The following is an 18,933-nucleotide window of genomic DNA, read 5'->3' as shown; positions in this document are numbered from 1 at the left end:
CTGGGACTGACGTTTCCACGAACCATTACCCCGCAAGGGGACTGAAACACCCAACCAGCGTGAGGTGCTGTCTTGGTACTGTTAGGTTTCCACGAACCATTACCCCGCAAGGGGACTGAAACATTGTTTCCAATGGTGGGCAACAAATACCGGGAAACTTGCGTTTCCACGAACCATTACCCCGCAAGGGGACTGAAACGAGTGTAGCAATGGCAGGCTTCTTTACCGGAGGGGCTGCAAGTTTCCACGAACCATTACCCCGCAAGGGGACTGAAACCAAGCATCGTGCAAGCCACCCGCATACTAGATCGTGTTTCCACGAACCATTACCCCGCAAGGGGACTGAAACCAAGTACCCGTATCAATTGTTGATGCGAAAAAACGTTTCCACGAACCATTACCCCGCAAGGGGACTGAAACGGGAATGGCCCCATTTTAGGTTGAACGCCCAGAGTGTTTCCACGAACCATTACCCCGCAAGGGGACTGAAACGCTTAGGGGATGCCATTAACCCTCTGAATATCTTAGGTTTCCACGAACCATTACCCCGCAAGGGGACTGAAACTTGTGATTTACGTACTGGGAAAGCTTATACCGCTGGTTTCCACGAACCATTACCCCGCAAGGGGACTGAAACGATATTGCGATCGCTCCTCCATAAATAGGATATCGGGTTTCCACGAACCATTACCCCGCAAGGGGACTGAAACTTTGAATTACTGCTGTTACTCCGGGAATGCCTTGCAGGTTTCCACGAACCATTACCCCGCAAGGGGACTGAAACAATGATTGTGAACAGTAGAAGTACCAAGGAAAAGAGTGTTTCCACGAACCATTACCCCGCAAGGGGACTGAAACATTGTTTTAGCCATTTTTAGGCGTGCGATCGCGGCAGGTTTCCACGAACCATTACCCCGCAAGGGGACTGAAACTTTCGTAACTTTTGCCGTTAAATTCGAAATTAGCAAAGTTTCCACGAACCATTACCCCGCAAGGGGACTGAAACTACTGCTCCACCTTTCCAAGCAGTGTTGTTGATAAAAGTTTCCACGAACCATTACCCCGCAAGGGGACTGAAACCGGACAACGCTGGCTAAGTATGACACAGCAATTAGGTTTCCACGAACCATTACCCCGCAAGGGGACTGAAACCCGCAGACAAGGAGGCGGTTTATAGCGATCACCGTCAAGCGTTTCCACGAACCATTACCCCGCAAGGGGACTGAAACCCTTGAGATATGTGAGCCAATTCTGAGCGATCGCGTTTCCACGAACCATTACCCCGCAAGGGGACTGAAACCCAATACACTGAGCAACAACTACGCGATCAGCAAAACAGCTTTGTTTCCACGAACCATTACCCCGCAAGGGGACTGAAACTTTTTTCTCATCCATAGTCACGATATACTCTTTGGGTTTCCACGAACCATTACCCCGCAAGGGGACTGAAACTACCTATGCTTTAGCTAAAGTGTCTGCCCTTTTATGGCTTTGTTTCCACGAACCATTACCCCGCAAGGGGACTGAAACCACCACAATCTAAGATATTTGTTCTTGCGATCGCCGCGTTTCCACGAACCATTACCCCGCAAGGGGACTGAAACGTTCATCTACCTGGGGTGCAATGCCTGAGCTAACTAATGTTTCCACGAACCATTACCCCGCAAGGGGACTGAAACCTTACGACAACCGATCCGGGTATAGAGAGTGGGCTAGCAGCGTTTCCACGAACCATTACCCCGCAAGGGGACTGAAACTTTTCCAAGAGACTCGCAAATAGCAAACGCGTCCGGTTTCCACGAACCATTACCCCGCAAGGGGACTGAAACACAAAATCGTTATTACTCAAACAGAGAGCGGATATCAGTTTCCACGAACCATTACCCCGCAAGGGGACTGAAACCACCTGGAATCTTTTTCTCTTCTCCATTTTCATCAAACGTTTCCACGAACCATTACCCCGCAAGGGGACTGAAACTTCTAGATAATTACCGATAACTGAGACAGGGTAGGCTGTGTTTCCACGAACCATTACCTCGCAAGGGGACTGAAACGCACGTCGTCTCAGCGATGGCTACAGAGATAGGCATGGGGTTTCCACGAACCATTACCCTGCAAGGGGACTGAAATCTTTATAAGTAAGTTTCCACAAACCATTACCCTGTAAGGGAATTAAAAATTGAATCGAATTCTTAGCTTTCGTTGCAAAGCTCTTGAATCACCCGTGAGAACTCTTGAGTCAGGAAATCTGAACCAGTAGCACTATAAACTTGCTGTAACTGTTGGTAAAACCATAAAGTTCCTTCCCTACCAGTTTTAAACTCTTTCCAAATGCTGCTGCCGTGTTGTCGGAGGTCTGACAATAATGACCTTGCATTGTGCAGTTTATCTGCCAAAGACACCCGCAGGACTGAGGGTGAAGCATGACGCAGATTTTCTAAATATCTCTGTTTCCGCTCGAACCAAGGAGGTTTCGGGTATGTGTCACATTCGGTGCAGCCATCAACTATCATAGCGATTGTCTCACCGAAACGCTGACGGATTTCCTCACGGGTGGATTTGCCGCCTTGGTCTTCTATTGCATCGTGCAATAGGCCCGCGATCGCTTCTTCTTCGGTTCCGCCAGCTTCTAGTATGAGTGCGGCGACACTCAACAGATGAGCCACATAGGGGACACCACTAATCTTGCGAGTTTGGTTAGCGTGGAGACGAGTTGCATAAACTAATGCTTCTTCAAATTTTGTTGTTAACTGTAATGTATTCATAGGAAAATTAATGTTGATGGTAAAGCTGAAATTCTTTGGCTACATCGTCGGCAATACTTTGTCTTAATTCATAAGGAAAGAGAACTTCGCATTTAGGCCGCCATGCACGTAAACGCATGATGACGTTGTTATCTCTGTATTTCTCGTCTTGATAACGAATAAATACTTGATAATAAGCATCTTGGGGCGAGCGATTGGCCAGAATTTTGAGCAAAGTCTGTTGTTCTGGTTGTTCGATTTTTTGTTTAATTAATTTTTGTGCTTGTTGGTAAGAAATTTCTTCAAAGGTTTCATGTCTTTCAGTACCCTTGACATAGCGATCGCCAAAATCTCGCTCAAACCGTATCAACATGAGTTGTGAAGGCAAATAAAAATCAAATCCCCAAGCTTTAGACATTTCCAAAGCAATATAATCTGGGCTGGGTAAAATATGCTTTTGATAATTTTGGACTAAATTTAAGGGCAATCCGGAGTTATCCCAACTCAAAAGAATCATCTTTTGAATACGGTCAAGGCGGAAGTTATACCATTCGCTTTGTTTCTCGGGGCTTTCACCGTAAGCACATAAATAAACTGCCCTCTGTACGTAGTAAATACAGACTGGATAAACAATGCAATCAAGCTGATGCCCAACTTTGGCACTTGCGTAAGTTAGTTTAATTGGTGGAACTGGAGTTTTTGCCCAAAGCTCTCTTAACTGATACTGCCAATCATCAACAGCATCTAAGGTACTACGAGGTACAACATAGTCTACTTTCAGAAAAAAGCGTTGTACCCCGTTAATTTTCTGAAAGTGATTCTGGGCAAATCCCACCAAATCATCGTGAAGGAAATTTAATTCATAAACACTCAGTTTGTTAGATTCAGCTTCATCTTTTGGCGTAACTGGACGTTCTGGAAACTCGCTGACACGGTAATATTTTTCGTTTTTATAAACCAACCAACCTAAGTCTGCTAGAACTTCCAAATCGCCTTGCAAGGAACGACGAGTTATACCAAACAATCTTCGCTTTAATACTTTTCTAGAATCTGTTATCCCAGTGTGAGCCATCAACGATTCTTGCCATTGGTGAGCAACAACACCCGTTTTCTCGTTAAATAACCACTCTTGAGTTGTTTTAGCACAGGGGCAATTAGGATCGTGCAAGCTTGGAACTTCTTCGCCTTTAGTGTGAGTGAAACTAAAAAATGCGTCTCGCCATTCCGCGTAAGTAAACGAATCATTTAAAGCTAAACGCTCTTGACGATCGCCATAGAGAGATCGCAACCACACCCATAATCGAATTGTCCGCAACAGTTTTTGCTTTAGTGAACCGCGTGCTAACCATTGCAATAATTCAACTTGAGCAACGTCTTGAAATACTAATTCAGACACAGCCGAATCTCGATAAATAACTTTCTTTAAGATACATCCTTTTGGAAGACATCTTTTCCAAGTGCGTGTATGATGTACCCAGCAAATCAAAGCAATGGTAATGTCTACTTACAAAATTGAGATTAAAGACAACCTATTACGAGTAAGTTTTGGCGAAACTGCCCAAAATGACCAGATTGTACGTGATGCCGCAGCCCGATTGGAGGAAATGGCAACACTAGGTGAATTAGCAGGAGGTCAGTTACTCAAGATTAACGGGCCGATTTCTATACCTGTAGCATTTGTTTTAGCACACAAGCTGGCTCACATCTACGGGGCAGTTGCTTTTTACGATCCTAAGTTAGGTAAATATGTGATTTGTATCACACACAATCCTTCATATAAATTGGGAGACTTAATTGATTGATATTTGATGGGCAAAAAATGAGTGTAGTTATTAGTAAATTTTATGACAACGTATCATATCAGTCTGGAAGGCGATGTTTTGAAAGTCAGGTTTGGCAGACCTGCGAATGGTGACCAAATAGTGCAGGATGCGGCGGCTCGTTTAGATCAGATGTTGGCATTAGGTGAACTATCTGGAGGAAAACTACTAAAGATTGATGGGCCAGCATCTGTTGCCGTTAGTTATTTGATAGCCCACAAGATATCTCATCTGTATAGTGCGATCGCTGTTTTTGACCCCAAGATTGGTAGACCAGGGTATAAAACTTTTATTACAGCAGTTTCCCAAACTCCGGCATACACAATCGGCGAACTTATTGAAACGGATGAACCGCACAAGACTAAACCAATTATCAAAGTTGTACTTTGTGGCCCTCCACAGTCTGGTAAGTCATGTTTGCGTGAGGGTTTAAAGCAAGCAATAAGCGCTATTCCTGGCGCACCCTATCCTTATGTAATTACTGCCTGTCCAGATGGTGAAGGCGCTTGGTTTTCTGATGCTGCACGGCGAGATCCAGATTTAGCAAGACAACTGAAGGATGAGTATAAAGCCAAGTTCACGGCAGAATTTGCACAGAAAGCTGCGGGTTGGGTACGGAGCGCTAATACACCACTAAACATTATCGATGTAGGCGGTAAAATCAGCCAAGAAAATCGAGTCATTATGCGTGAGGCAACTCATGCGGTGATTTTAGCTGGGAATGAGGGCAAGGAAGAAGTTCTGCTATGGGAAGAGTTTTGCCGCGATTTGAATATACATATCATTGCTAATCTTGATAGCGATCTTCAAGCTAAAAAAGATAAATTTGTAACTCAATCACCGTTGCTAACTGGGAGTATTCATTGTCTTAAACGGGGAGAGGATGTTTCATCTCGTCCTATAGTACAGGCTTTAGGGCGGCTATTGGTGGGGTTGTGCGGTAGTTCGCAATTGTAGTAAAAAAAAGTTTTTATGATGACAAGCTCTCAAGTCGCGTTACAGGTTGTTCAACAAGCGATCGCAGCCTTGGCTGGATGGGCAGATCCAAATAATCCATTAACTTCTAAACTCAATTTTGTTGAGGAATATCCAGAAGTTACCAGAGCCAAAGAAATTCTAGGTTGGAAAAAAGATACAGAAGTAGGTACATTACGCCTGTTATTTGACAGAGTGAATCCATCTGATGAACTCAAGCAAGAAACATCAGAACTGCATTACCATCCACTGATGCCTATTGATAATGACAACAAAGAATATCCAAAGATTCCTTACCCTTTAAATTATGAACCTCAAGAAGAACAAAAAGCTTTCAAAGAAAAAATTAAAAAAGAAGTTTTAGAGTCTCTTCATGAAAATTGGGAAAATCTTTCTTTGTTAATGCTGATATTAGAAAAGTTTGGCTCATGTCTTAGCTTTACAGAATCTGATGTAGCTTTGGTAGATATGAATAGAGCTACAGCAGCAGTTGCAGTAGCATTATTCGATAATTCTGAAGCTGAAAATATTAGCTTGATTGCTGGTGATTTATCAGGTATCCAAAAATTTATTTATACTATTTCTTCGGATGGCGCGCTTAAATCACTGAGGGCGAGAAGTTTTTATCTTGAATTGGTTACAGAAGAAATTGTACAGCAGCTTTTAGAAGAGTTAAATTTACCACGAACTAGCATTATATATGCAGGTGGAGGGAATTTGTACTTACTAGCTGCGGCAAGTAATAAAACAGAGGAGAAAGTTAAACAAATTCAAAATGAGTTTAATAATTGGCTAATAAATAAATTTCAACACAAAGTATTTCTAGCTCTTGAGTGTAAAACTTTTTATACTAATGATATAGTAAATAAAAATTTATCATCTCATTGGAATGAAGTAATTCACCAACTTAATAAGCAAAAAAAGCGTAAGTTTTATGAACAGATAAATAACTTACTTGCAGTACGTGATAGTTTTGGCGATCGCTGTCGCGTTTGCTATAGAGATGATACTACAGATTTAGAGCAATTAAATACTGAAGATGATTCTATTCTTGCTTGCCCAACTTGCCGTGAAATGTTCCAGCTAGGTAGTCAGTTATTTAAAACTAAGGCTGTTGTGCGTTCGCGTCATAATAATATATCAAGTAAGTCAGATGCCGATTATATTATTAATAATTCTCACTATTTTCTCTTTAACCAACTACCAACACAACAAATTCAAAATGATGAAACACTATTCTTAATCAATAACTGGAAAATAAAAGATTATCACTTACCTCATTCTGTACCTCTTTTACTAGGAAATTATGGTCAAGAAAGTTTTGAAAACCAAGGAAATTTTATCCGCGCTCATGAATTAGCAGAAGAAGCAAAAGGAATAAAAAGAGTTGGTTATCTACGAATGGATGTAGATAATCTAGGAAAAATATTTGCTAAGGGATTGGGTGATAATCACACTTTGCCAAGGCTTGCGGGATTATCACGTCAGATGAGTTATTTTTTTAAGGTGTATCTCAATAGTTTGGCAGCTAATAGAAAAGATACTTTACCTGAGAATCATAAAATATTAACTAATGACAAAAATCAAAAAAAATTTGCACGGCTAAATCTTTTGTTTATCTATGCAGGTGGAGATGATTTATTTGTCAGTGGTTCTTGGGATGAAGTTGTTGAATTTGCTTTTGATATCTACCAATCTTTTCGAGCTTACACAGGTCATAATCCATATATTACACTCTCGGGAGGTATCAGTATTAATGATGTAAAATATCCTATTTATCAAGCAGCTTCTGATTCAGGTGAATCTGAAAAGAAGGCAAAAGCAAACAAGCGAGATAGTTTATGTTTATTTGGAGAAGTCTTTAAGTGGGATGAATGGCTAGGTCAAACTAATGTATCAACAGATAATATCAAAGTTATTGCAGAATCTAAATTATACATTAGTAAAAAGGAGCAATTGGGATTGTTCGGAATATTGCCTTTTGTAGATAAATTGTTTAATAATCCAGATTTAGGATATCCTCAAAGTTTTATTCGTAACCTTTTGGTAACGGCTGAAATCCAGGAGTTAGCATTAAAAAAAGCAAAAAAAGAGGAAATAAATGATATCAAATATTTTCTACATTTACCGAAGTTAGCTTATACTATGTCGAAATTGCCTCAAAAATTACGCAGCCATGAAGATTTTGTACTTATTCGGCAGTCTTTGATGAGTCCATACAATGCCCCTTATTTTCCGGCAATCGCTACTTGGATTGAACTACTTACAAGAACACAAGCATAATGACAGAACCAATACGACTTAAATCATCAGTCAAATTAGATAAAGAATTGGCAGTTTCTAAAGCTGCGATCAAAAAATCTGAAGATATCAGTCAAGAAATGCTCAAATATATTACATCTGATAATTTTAAATGCTTGAAAGACTATCCAATTCGTAAGTTAGTTGAAGACGCTGAAGCTTTCGGGCCAGAACTGAAAAAGCAGAAGCTAGAAACGAACCAGATTCGCAAATTTCTGGATGCGATAAATCGTTTGAAAGCAAAGCTTAATCAGGATGATGAAGAAATTCAACAATCTCAGATGAAAGAAGAAGAAAAGGAAAAGGCAAAATTTGCAAAGATTAAAGATGAAATAGTTTTACTTAAACCTAAACTTGCCTATGCAGCCGCACGACAGGATGCTGTCAAATCATTGAGTAAAGTCATGTCAGCTGCAATTGACAAGGTATATACAAAAGAAGACTTTGATCGCCTTGTTCAGTTGATTGAATCAATTATTGCTTATCACAAAGCAGAGGATGGGAAATAATCATGTCAGCATCAAGAGAGCAAAAACCATTACTTGGCAAATTACGTCTCACAAGCATCATTCTAGTTGAAACTGGCCTTCATATTGGCGGTGGTGGGGAGAATCTGAACATTGGTGGATTGGATAAACCCGTAATTCGTGACCCAATTACTAGACATCCTTACTTACCAGGATCATCTATCAAAGGCAAACTACGCTCAATTTTAGAACGTCTACTGAATAAACCACTCAACCGCACAGGTGGAAGTGGTACATACCGCTATGAAAGTGATGATTTAGAAGATGGTTACACGGAAATTGATGGACAAGATATTCCATATCAAGGCGCTCGTCATTGCCAACTAAGCCGTATTTTTGGCTCTACAGGCGGGCCTGGAAGTGGAGCAAAAACTTGGATCAAAACTTATATCGTGAAAGCCCAGTGTTTAGAAGAAAATAGCACTAAACCTATTAATGGTGAGAGCTACACCAGCACTAAAGGTCGAAACGCACCTGCTCGACTTATTGTTCGCGATAGCCATCTTTTACCAGACTCAGCTAAAAAGTTAAAGAAAATTGACACTGGGTTATATATGACCGAGTGGAAGTTTGAGAATGGCTTGGATCGAATTACAGCAGCAGCTAACCCAAGACAGTTAGAACGAGTACCAGCAGGTTCAGAGTTTCGTTTTGAACTTGTTTATACGGTGGAGGATGCTAGTCAAGCTATTGAGGATTTAAAGAACTTAGCGATCGCAGTTGCCATATTAGAGGATGACGCTTTAGGCGGACATGGGTCAAGAGGTTACGGCAAAGTCAAATTTCATAACTTTCAATTTTCTTACCATGATGTAGAACAATACCGCCAGATTACTAATACTGGAGGTAGTTCATTAAGTCCTATTTCTTTGGGTGATACCTCAGAGTTATTAAGCAGATTTAGCGAAATTCAAGGCTTATTACCAGGGAGTTAAAAAGTGAGCATCTGGAAGTTAGTCAAACTGAAATTTGGGCGAAATGTTGCCCACTTTGGTGAACTGGGTATTGGTATGGAAGAAACCAGCGAACGAGTACTATCAGATACGCTATTTTCTGCCTGGGTAAGTAGTTACTCAAAATTGTTTGGTAAAGATGCTACTACAAACTTTCTAGAGAAATTCAACTCTCAACCAGAACCACTATTTCGTCTGAGTTCCACATTTATCTTTCACAGTACAGGAGAGAATACAACATATTACTTACCGTGTCCTTTAAAATTTCCTCCCAATTATCCAGTTGGAAATGATTTAAACTTTATCAAAGCTTATAAGTCTTTGAAGTATCTGCCTTTAGATATTTGGCAACGTTGGTATCAAGGAAATGGATTTTCAGATGGTGAAGAACTTGAAGCAAAAATCAAAGGTGAAGCTAAGGGAGTCTTAAATCAAAAAGGCACTTTTAAGTATAATGAGGCTTTTAAAATCAACAAGGTTCCTAAGATAGCTGTTGATAGAGTTACAAGAGCAACGAATATTTACTCCACAGGATTTGTGCAGTATCAATGGGAAGGCAGCCAGAAAGAATCTGACGAGTTTGAAAGTTTATCAGGTTTATATTTTCTTGTTCGTTTTGCTGAACCAGATTTAGAAAATATTTTTTTTGCTGTTTTAGATTTTATGGGAGGCGAAGGAATTGGTGGTGAGCGTTCTAGCGGTGCTGGACACTTTGAAACACAGCAAACAGAATTAACTGATATTTGGAAGCAAGTGCTTGATTTTAAGGATACAAATCACCATTGTTTAATTAGTTTGTTCTGGCAGCATCCTTTACCTAAAGAAATTTTAGATGATGCAAGTTATGAACTGCAACAAAGAGGTGGCTGGCTTGCTTCTCCTGTTTCCGATGGGCGACAGTTGAGACGTAAATCAGTACAAATGTTTACAGAAGGTTCTGTCTTTTCCATTGCTCCTCAAGGACAGCTTGCAGATGTAACTCCTGATAAAATAGGAAAATTTTTAGACCACAAAGTTTACCGCAGTGGCATTAGTTTGAGTTTAACCATTAAAGCGCAGGAGGAATAATCATGGTTGCTTCCGATTGTATTCTCTCTAAACCAGAAGTATATGAAAGTAAGCAAATTCAACTCACTAGCCCAATGTTACATATTGGCAGTGCTGTATCTAAATTGAGTCCATTTGAGTATACAGCCACAAGCAAGCGAGTGTATCTCCCTAACCCAGAAGTGCTTGCAAGAGCTTTTCAACAACAAGGTCGCATGAATGAATATATTCGCCGCATTGAGAATCAAGAAGAACTTAACACTCTGCTGCAAGCAACTTTTGGAGATGACTGGGAAAATGCTTGTGACTCGAATAAAGAACCTATTTTTCCTAAGCATACAAGTAGCTTGAGATGGACACAGCAGAAAATTACTGACCTTCGTCCGATGATTCGTAATGGTTTTGGGCAATTGTATATTCCTGGTTCATCTATTAAGGGAGCAATTAGAACAGCTATTGCTTATCACTTACTCAAACACGCTGACCATTACCAGATTCCTAAAGGAGAAAGAGTCAGTGAGATCGAGCGTAGACTACGCCAAAAAATAGGCAATCTCAAGCAACAAGCAAAGTTTAGTGATGACACACTATTTATGAATCAGCTTTTTACTGACTTCAATCTTATCTATCAAGAGAGACCAACTTTAGGTAAAGTAAGTCTGCAAAATTCTGATTTTATGAGAGCAGTTCAAATTACTGATACTGAGCCTTTATTGGAAAACAAGATTGACCAACGTGGGCAAGTTATCTATTTAAATCTACCGATCGTAACTGAAGTAATAATTTCTAGCCGTTTTCCAGACCGTAAAGCTAAATATCGAGCTTCGATCTACTCAGAAATGGTACGAAATGTAAAGACTCAATTCACAATCAGTATAGACCAGGAAATGCTGTCTTGGTTTCAACATAAGCAAGCTATGCGTATTCCTTTCAATAAAATTGAAGACATACTGAACATTTGTAAAGAATTTGCTCAAGATCAATGGGATTATGAACACGACTATTGGTTAGGAATTGATGATAATTTAAGTTCTTCTGGCATTAAGTTAAACTTTAGGGAAATTCGCAATATATACGAGCCAGAGGAGTGTCCACACCATTTACGATTCGGCTGGGCAAGTGGAATGATTGGAACAACTGTAAATTTATTATTTAAAGATGATCTAAGAGAGCAAATTCGTGACTCTTGTGGGCTGAAAGCACCTGGTTTCGAAGCTCCAAAATCTAGACGCATAGTTGTAGATAAACAAGGAGAAATTAAATATATACCAGGATGGGTAAAGTTCAAAATTTTGTAATTCAAGTAAATAGTAGTTACCACAAAAATGATTGGCAAGATAATTGGTGGACGCTATCACATTATTTATTATTTAGGTGGAGGCGGATTTGGTCGGGCTTATTTAGCAAAAGATAATAATTTTGCTGATGATTATTGGTGTGTAGTTAAACATCTTCAGCCTTTACTGAGTCCATTAAGTACAATGACATGGGAAACTGCAAAACGCTTATTCGATAATGAAGCTAAGGTTCTGAGTAATCTAGGAGAATATGATACAGTTCCAAAATTGATTGATTACTTTGAAGAAAACCAAGAATTATATTTGGTTGAAGAATTTATTGACGGGCATGAATTGACTGAAGAATTAGAAAATATTTTCTTTGATGAGTTACAAATTTATGAATTACTAATAAGCATCCTAGAGATATTGCATTTTATTCAAAAACATAACGTTATACATCGTGATATTACCCCAGATAATTTGATTAGGAGAAGAAAAGATAATAAATTAGTTTTAATTGATTTTGGGGCTGTTAAACAAATATTAATTGATAATGAAGGATTACCGAGACGTTCTCATACGATAGCGATCGGGAAAGAAAATTATATGCCGGATGAACAAGCAAATGGTAGACCAGGATTTTATAGTGATGTGTATGCAGTTGGTGTTATTGTAATACAAGCTTGTATTGGTGCTATTCCCTTGAAAGATGATAATGGAGAGTTTATCTGGCGTCATCAAGCTGATATTAGCCCTGAATTGGCAAATATTTTAGATAAAATGACATCGTGTTATTTTAGATATCGTTATCAATCAGCATCAGAAGTTTTAAGCGATATTAACTATTTGCAAGCTAAGTTAACAAATATAAAAATAAAAACTTTTAAGTTGAACTATGCTGATATTTGGTATAAAAGGGCTAATGAACTTAGAAATAGAAAATATCATGAGGCAGCGTTATTACTATATAAAAAAGTGATTGATATTCAAGAAAAGCATTATAAAGCCTGGTTTAACATGGGTATTACTCTAACCTATCTTCATCTGTATAATGACGCAATAGAATCGTATAATCAAGCTTTAAAACTAAAATCAAAATCTTCAGAAGCTTGGTTTCACAAAGGCATTTTACTATATAAATTAAATTTTTACGAAGAAGCCTTAATTGCTTTCAATACAGCAATTCAGTTTCATCTGCATTATGCAGTGGCTTGGCTATATAGAGGATATACATCAAATCTTCTTGGCCGCGAGGAAGAAGCGATTGAATCTTTTAGAAGATCTGTAAAGTTCAGACCTAGTTATATAGCTATTTTGGACAATATCTAAGCATATTTAATAATTATGTTAATTCGCTCTAGTTGGACATTAACTGTACATGAGCCTACTATCTTACCACGTACCTATAGTTTGGAATTAGTTAAGTACTTGCACCAATGTATGGGGTTAGAAATGGGAAATGAGATAATTCCATCTACTACATTTTCAGGACTTCTGGGATTTTATTCAATATCAGGTAACTTTATAACTTTTCATCCTGATGAATTTTATCAATTATCCCTTTGCGGTTTACAGGAAAAAGCAGCAAAGGCAATATCTATTCTTGAATTACCTCCTTCACTAAATTTCCTTGGTGCTAAGTTTAACGTCATCAACCGCCAAGACGAAATTACCAACTATGAAGAAATATATACAAATTTGGTAGCAAAAGAGCCAGAATCATTCAGAAGGTATAAGTTGCAGTTCATTACACCTACAGCTTTTGCTCAGTGTGGAACAAACTTACCTCTACCCTTACCTACATTAATGTTTCGCAGTTGGTTAGAACGCTGGAATACTTTTGCACCTGTTTATTTAGGAAGTGATGAATTAATTGCTTATCTTGATAACGTTGTTGTACTTAAAAATCACAAAATTCAAACACGAAGTTATCAATTACATAAAGGATTTGTAAATGGATTTGTTGGTAATGTAACTTTACAAGTTTTAAGTCGTGCTGATCCTTTACTGGCAAATGTGGCTAATTTATTGGTTCAATATGCACGGTTTTCTGGTACGGGAATGAAGACACGTTTAAGTATGGGACAGACATTAATAAACTACTAAAAATTTAGGGAATTAAAATATCATGGAAACAATGATAATGACTGTAGGTACTTCACTTCTTACTAATCGTGATGATAATTTAGAGAATAAACGTCCTTGGGTTGGTCAGAAAACAATAGGAAATCGGCAAATAGCTCTTAAATGGATGAATGAAATAGATCAAGAAATTGTTAGTGCCGAAACAAATACAATCTGGCGGCTTAATCCCAGTTTTAATGATGAAATTATATTATTGCATTCAGATACTCCATCTGGCTTAGAATGTGCTGAGATAATACAGGAGTATTTACACACTGTTTTGTCTCAAAAAAATGTATGTTTGCATCCAGTTCCAGGAATTAACTATGAGTTAGATGAATCAGGTTCGGCATTAGAAAAAATGGCGATACTTCTAAAAAAATTGATTATAGAAGCGCAGGGAAATGTTACTTTAGCAGCAACCGGCGGTTTTAAAGCCCAAACAATGGTTATGGCACTAATAGGCAACACTTTTAAAGTTCCTGTATGCTATGTTCACGAACAATATAAGGCACTTATTTACTTACCATATTTATCTGATAACGCTCAACCTCAAGTATTAGTAAACCGTGCAAATTTACCTGAATCTGGTTTAGATAGATCAAAGATTATCAAAGTTCAAGATGATTCCTACGGTCATCATCGACCAAAGGTGTGGAAAAAAGTAGAAAAAATGCTCCAAAATATTTCTTGGATTGAGTATGTGCGCTTTGACAAAAATGCTTTTTCTGCTCCTAAGAATGGTGTAAAAGCAGCTACACGGAAAACACCTGATGAGCGTCATGTATTTTGGATTCATTTACATGAAAGTGAACAAAAACATATCGCCGTTTCTGTGGAAACTACAGGTTATACACCAGAACATTTGGAACAAGCAACAAAAGAGCTACGCGAGCGCTTAGGTAGCTTAGTTTAAATCAACATCTCCAAAGTTTAACTACTTTTCCACCATAAAACTTTCAACGAGAAGCAATCGCCTCACCCTTCTTCACCCATCTGTCCTCGTACCCATTCCCTAATTGCTTGTCGGAAAACCCGTCTTCCTGCCATACGGTATTTTTCAATTAGTGAAGGAATTTCTTGAATATTCAAATTAAAAAATACTAAACTTGTTTCTGTTTGGATATATTCTTCACCTTGCAATTGGTAAATTCTGATTTCTCCAGCGTCATAAGACCAAATTTCAGGTACACCTAATCGTACATAGATAGGAAAGCGATCTAGAGATTTACTGGTAACATCAATTTCTAAAGCTAAATCTGGAGGTGGGTCTTGATTTAAATCAAACTTGAGCTTGCCTCGAATTAAAGCTTCATTTTGGAAATAAAAACAATTATCAGATTCTACCCCAGCCTTTTTTAGTTCTCGTTTCCAGGTAGCTGAACCGTAACACTCATAATCTAGCTCTAAAACTTCAGCCGTATCTTTGATAATGTCACCAATTATTTCTTTGTAATATTCATGTTCTGCTAATGGTGTCATAATCTCTAACGTACCATCATCATAAGCTACCCTAGCTGCACGACTTTCACCTAAGTCTACTAATAAATTCTCAAATTTTTGCCAACTGATATTGTAGAGAACCACTCGATCAGCGCGACGTTCAGTTAGCAGCATAATTCCTCGCACAATCAGTAAGCAATCAATAATAGTCAGTAATCAGTGAGGACTGTAGTATAAATTTGAAAATTTATAACTAATTACTGACCAATCTCAAAAATTATCCTAATTCATTTTATCAATTATGATTGATAAATATTTCCAAACCCTGACTACATTTCCCCCGCGCAACTTTCAACGAGAAGCGATCGCTAAACTCCTCAATCACCAAGATATCCTACTCCGCGCACCAACAGGTTCAGGAAAAACAGAAACAGCGATTGCACCCTTCCTCTTCGCCAAAGCCCTCAATATAGACTTCCCCAACAAGCTCATCTACGTTGTACCTCTGCGAACATTGGCCAACAGTCTCCGCCAACGGACTGAAACATTAGTTGCAAATTGGGAAAAGGCTTATCCATCATCCCGTTCCCTAACTGTCACCCTACAAACAGGAGAAAACCCAGAAGACCCCCGCTTTGAAGGTGATATAGTCTTCTGCACAATTGACCAAATGTTAAGCAGTTTCCTCAATATTCCCTATTCAGTCGGTCGTGGTTCTGCCAATGTTAACTCAGGAGCGATTTTCGCTTCATACTTAGTGTTCGATGAATTACATCTGCTTGACCCAGACCGTTCTTTTGCTACTGTGCTGAAAGTTTTGCAGCAGATCAAAGGTATCGCACCATTCTTACTGATGACCGCCACGCTTACAAATGAACTTGCCATCCAAATCAAAAACTTGATTGATTAATCATGGAAATTATTCAAATTGAAGACGCAGATTTACAGGTGATAGAAGGCGATCGCTGCCGTACCTTCCAATCTGTGTCCTATCCACTTAATGCCTCTGTCATCCTAGACGATATTCAAGCTTATGGGCGTAAACGAGTAATAGTCATCTGTAACACTGTTTCTCAGGCTCAGGGATTATTCAGGGATTTAGAAGAACTAAACCACAATGAAAGATTGCACGTTACACTGCTGCATTCTAGATTCTTACCAGAACACCGCGCCCAAAAAGAAACCGACCTCAAAACTATATTTGCTCAAGACTGGAAAGACGATGGCGATTGCTACATTTTAGTTTCTACGCAAGTAATTGAAGCAGGAATCAACATTACTTGCCAAGCCATGCACACTCAACTTTGTCCCATGAATTCACTCTTGCAACGGGCAGGACGTTGCTCTCGGTTTCGGGGTGAGCAAGGAGAAGTCTATATTTATCCTACTATTGAAGTGAATCCAGCTTCTTGTACAATAGCGATCGCAGATTTAGAAGAAGAGGAATCTGACCCCAAAAAGCAAAGTTTTTTACCTTATCCCAAAGAAACGTGCGAACTGACATGGCAAGTTTTAGAAGCACACACTCAGTCCGCACAAGCCAACGAAAATGTTGGATTTCGCACTGAAGAGAATTGGATTAATCAGGTTCACACCGCAGAAGACTTATTGCAGCAACAGCGCCGACAAAATAACCAGATGCAGTTTGAACAGCATTTTGAAGCTGCATATTTTCGAGGATGCCAATCTGCTGCAAGCGAGTTAATTCGCTCAGTGGATAATCGCAGTTTGTTTGTCTGGGAACAAACGCCAAGGATTGACATTGAAGAACAAACCATCGATCCCCGCAAGTTACTTGCTTTTTCAGTGCCGATCTCTACTCTATGTAAAGCTTGGAGAGAATTTCAAAGTTCAGGTTTTGGAGCAGATTGGATTTTTCAGCGAATTGAACTTCCAAAGAAAAAATCTGAAAGCTATAGCCAACCTGTTTGTAGTCCTATTATTTCCCGTGCAGCATTGGTTAGCAGTATTCAGATTTTGGTCAATCCACGCTATCTCTACTATGACGAACACATTGGTTTACTTATTGGGATCAATGAGTTTGGGAATGGTTTTGCATCACCGCCAAAACCACAACGTTTCATCAAAAATGAGTATCGTTACCATATGGATACTTATGCGGGTCACTTGGGGTGTATGTGGACTTGTTGGCGCAGCTCCTTTGAAACTACTCATCTGAAAAATGGTGAACCTGTGCATACGGCTTATAACAGCGTCAAAGATGAGCTTTTAAAAGCAGGTGGACAATTAATCAAAAGCAGAATCTTTCCCGAAATACAACAGCAGGATACAGAAGCACTCTTTGAATTGCTGGTGTTGTTAGCTATTTTTACCCATGACTTAGGTAAACTCCAAATCAAATGGCAAGAAGTTATGCGGGGATGGCAAGCGATCGCTCACACATCATTCCAAGCTAAAAATCCCAAAGCATACTTATTGGCACATACTGACTACAATCCCGAATCCCAGGAGCAAAAAACTGCACTCAAAGCCCACGAGAAAAAACATCAGCGCCCCAACCATGCTATCGAGAGTGCATACTTAGCTCAAGATATTTTGAATCAATGCTTAGTGCCTTTACTAGAGGATTATTTTTCTGCTGATAAGGAACAGATTCAATACATACGGCACACAGTGATACTAGCAGCAGGCCGTCATCACTCAGCTTGGACTGGAGGATGGCAAGAAGCAGACTTAACCCGAATTAAAACTATACAGCTACACCCGCAAGCACAACAAGTGATCGCTCAAAGTTGGAAAACCATGCTGCGGTATTTGCCCTCTACCTTAACTCTACCATCAGCCAATCTCAGCAAGAATATCTATCCTCTCAAACGAGAATTTGATTTGAATCGATTTACTAATGACCAAATTGAGTATTTACAACTTTATCTATTAGTGGTCAGAGGTTTAAGATTGTGCGATCAGCGTTCGGTGCAACTTTATAACATCTAGCTATTTATTTGCTGGTAATTTTTTTACTACGTTTTCAAAAGTCTTGTGTTTGATAACAGACAGATGGACTGAATGGAAGACTTCAACCCATAAGAGTAGTTTCAGTCCCGTTGTATCAGGATTATCCCCATTACCAGGATTCATTACCATCCACACAGTATTTGTTCATCTGTCTGCTATTCCTAGAATACAATACCGAGAATACAACTTTAAAGTAAAAGTATACTCATATGGATTGAAAAAGAATTATATTCTATGTACAATCAAAAGCGTCCCTGAACTAGCACTTCAGAGACGCTTGATTTTTAGACCACCTGAACGGCTGAAATTTCAGATTGAGCCGTATCAGACTTTTGTATCTCCATAATTATGACCGAAAAACTAGCAACCTTGAACCTCAGCCACTCAGAATCTATTTTGGCTGAGGGTTTGTTCACCAAGAAAGTTACAGAACTTTACCAAATATTGGCAAATGAACGAGTTTCGACTACAGAAATTCGTCAACGAGCTAAAAAGGGTAATCTTCAGCTTTCCTATCCACACGGAATCTTACGAATCATACCCTCACATCAAAGTAAATCCGGCAATATGTGGCGATGGGATGTAATCTTCTCACCAATAAGCTGGACAAAAATTTCTCATTGAATTTAGTTAAACTGAACAGTTTTTTGTGTTTGTTGGGGAGGGTGTAATTTTGTTTTGGAATACCCCTCTTCCAACGGGGTATAGAATCTTATTCAGTTCACAACTTTCATAGGTCATAC

The 18,933-nt window shown here is 39.1% G+C and carries 16 protein-coding genes and 1 CRISPR repeat array (1 of these 17 cut by a window edge); of the genes, 13 read left to right on the top strand and 3 right to left on the bottom strand.

The features are described 5' to 3' along the window. Window positions 1–2,130: direct repeats of the CRISPR family, unit length 37 nt; unit sequence GTTTCCACGAACCATTACCCCGCAAGGGGACTGAAAC (it extends 207 nt beyond the left edge of the window). A 62-nt stretch (window positions 2,131–2,192) separates the two neighbouring features. Next, complete coding sequence (locus tag WKK05_RS39335) at window positions 2,193–2,765, bottom strand: HD domain-containing protein (protein WP_341531666.1); 573 nt, start codon at window positions 2,763–2,765, stop codon at window positions 2,193–2,195. A gap of 7 nt (window positions 2,766–2,772) precedes the next feature. After that, entirely contained in the window at window positions 2,773–4,140 is a 1,368-nt protein-coding gene (locus WKK05_RS39330) for a TIGR03985 family CRISPR-associated protein (RefSeq protein ID WP_341531665.1), read from the bottom strand. A gap of 100 nt (window positions 4,141–4,240) precedes the next feature. Here WKK05_RS39330 and WKK05_RS39325 point away from each other — a divergent pair, with 100 nt between their 5' ends. From WKK05_RS39325 to WKK05_RS39280, 10 genes are all read left to right on the top strand, one after another. Beyond that, on the top strand, window positions 4,241–4,546 hold the full coding sequence (locus WKK05_RS39325; RefSeq protein ID WP_341531926.1) for a CRISPR-associated protein Csx3: 306 nt from the start codon (window positions 4,241–4,243) through the stop codon (window positions 4,544–4,546). A gap of 42 nt (window positions 4,547–4,588) precedes the next feature. Then, window positions 4,589–5,521, top strand: coding sequence for a CRISPR-associated protein Csx3 (locus tag WKK05_RS39320; RefSeq protein ID WP_341531664.1), 933 nt, complete (start codon window positions 4,589–4,591; stop codon window positions 5,519–5,521). 15 nt (window positions 5,522–5,536) lie between these two features. Beyond that, window positions 5,537–7,822, top strand: a complete 2,286-nt coding sequence (gene cas10 / locus WKK05_RS39315) for a type III-A CRISPR-associated protein Cas10/Csm1 (protein ID WP_341531663.1) — start codon at window positions 5,537–5,539, stop codon at window positions 7,820–7,822. A 98-nt stretch (window positions 7,823–7,920) separates the two neighbouring features. Further along, complete coding sequence (gene csm2 / locus WKK05_RS39310; protein ID WP_341531925.1) at window positions 7,921–8,349, top strand: type III-A CRISPR-associated protein Csm2; 429 nt, start codon at window positions 7,921–7,923, stop codon at window positions 8,347–8,349. A 2-nt stretch (window positions 8,350–8,351) separates the two neighbouring features. Beyond that, window positions 8,352–9,302 (top strand): type III-A CRISPR-associated RAMP protein Csm3, encoded by a 951-nt coding sequence (gene csm3 / locus WKK05_RS39305; protein WP_341531662.1) that lies wholly within the window; start codon window positions 8,352–8,354, stop codon window positions 9,300–9,302. Window positions 9,303–9,305: 3 nt separating this feature from the next. Then, the gene (gene csm4 / locus WKK05_RS39300; RefSeq protein ID WP_341531661.1) at window positions 9,306–10,388 is read left to right on the top strand and encodes a type III-A CRISPR-associated RAMP protein Csm4; all 1,083 of its coding nucleotides are present in this window, start codon (window positions 9,306–9,308) and stop codon (window positions 10,386–10,388) included. A gap of 2 nt (window positions 10,389–10,390) precedes the next feature. Continuing rightward, window positions 10,391–11,665 (top strand): type III-A CRISPR-associated RAMP protein Csm5, encoded by a 1,275-nt coding sequence (gene csm5 / locus WKK05_RS39295; protein WP_341531660.1) that lies wholly within the window; start codon window positions 10,391–10,393, stop codon window positions 11,663–11,665. A gap of 27 nt (window positions 11,666–11,692) precedes the next feature. Continuing rightward, window positions 11,693–12,976, top strand: a complete 1,284-nt coding sequence (locus WKK05_RS39290; protein WP_341531659.1) for a protein kinase — start codon at window positions 11,693–11,695, stop codon at window positions 12,974–12,976. A 15-nt stretch (window positions 12,977–12,991) separates the two neighbouring features. Further along, window positions 12,992–13,753, top strand: a complete 762-nt coding sequence (cas6, locus tag WKK05_RS39285) for a CRISPR system precrRNA processing endoribonuclease RAMP protein Cas6 (protein ID WP_341531658.1) — start codon at window positions 12,992–12,994, stop codon at window positions 13,751–13,753. A gap of 22 nt (window positions 13,754–13,775) precedes the next feature. After that, entirely contained in the window at window positions 13,776–14,687 is a 912-nt protein-coding gene (locus tag WKK05_RS39280; RefSeq protein WP_341531657.1) for a putative CRISPR-associated protein, read from the top strand. Window positions 14,688–14,749: 62 nt separating this feature from the next. Here the strand turns inward: WKK05_RS39280 and WKK05_RS39275 are convergent, their stop codons facing one another. Continuing rightward, window positions 14,750–15,388 (bottom strand): Uma2 family endonuclease, encoded by a 639-nt coding sequence (locus WKK05_RS39275; protein WP_341531656.1) that lies wholly within the window; start codon window positions 15,386–15,388, stop codon window positions 14,750–14,752. A gap of 127 nt (window positions 15,389–15,515) precedes the next feature. On the opposite strand from WKK05_RS39275, the gene WKK05_RS39270 reads away from it, so the two are divergent. The 3 genes from WKK05_RS39270 to WKK05_RS39260 all read left to right on the top strand — a co-directional run bounded on the left by WKK05_RS39270 (window position 15,516) and on the right by WKK05_RS39260 (window position 18,814). Further along, window positions 15,516–16,124, top strand: coding sequence for a DEAD/DEAH box helicase family protein (locus WKK05_RS39270; RefSeq protein ID WP_341531655.1), 609 nt, complete (start codon window positions 15,516–15,518; stop codon window positions 16,122–16,124). 2 nt (window positions 16,125–16,126) lie between these two features. Beyond that, on the top strand, window positions 16,127–18,169 hold the full coding sequence (cas3, locus tag WKK05_RS39265; RefSeq protein ID WP_341531654.1) for a CRISPR-associated helicase Cas3': 2,043 nt from the start codon (window positions 16,127–16,129) through the stop codon (window positions 18,167–18,169). Between the two features lie 369 nt (window positions 18,170–18,538). Further along, on the top strand, window positions 18,539–18,814 hold the full coding sequence (locus tag WKK05_RS39260) for a hypothetical protein (protein ID WP_341531653.1): 276 nt from the start codon (window positions 18,539–18,541) through the stop codon (window positions 18,812–18,814). Window positions 18,815–18,933: the final 119 nt, after the last annotated feature.

It is taken from the genome of Nostoc sp. UHCC 0302 (assembly GCF_038096175.1).
Lineage (GTDB): Bacteria > Cyanobacteriota > Cyanobacteriia > Cyanobacteriales > Nostocaceae > UHCC-0302.
This window is presented reverse-complemented; position numbering and strand designations above follow the sequence as displayed.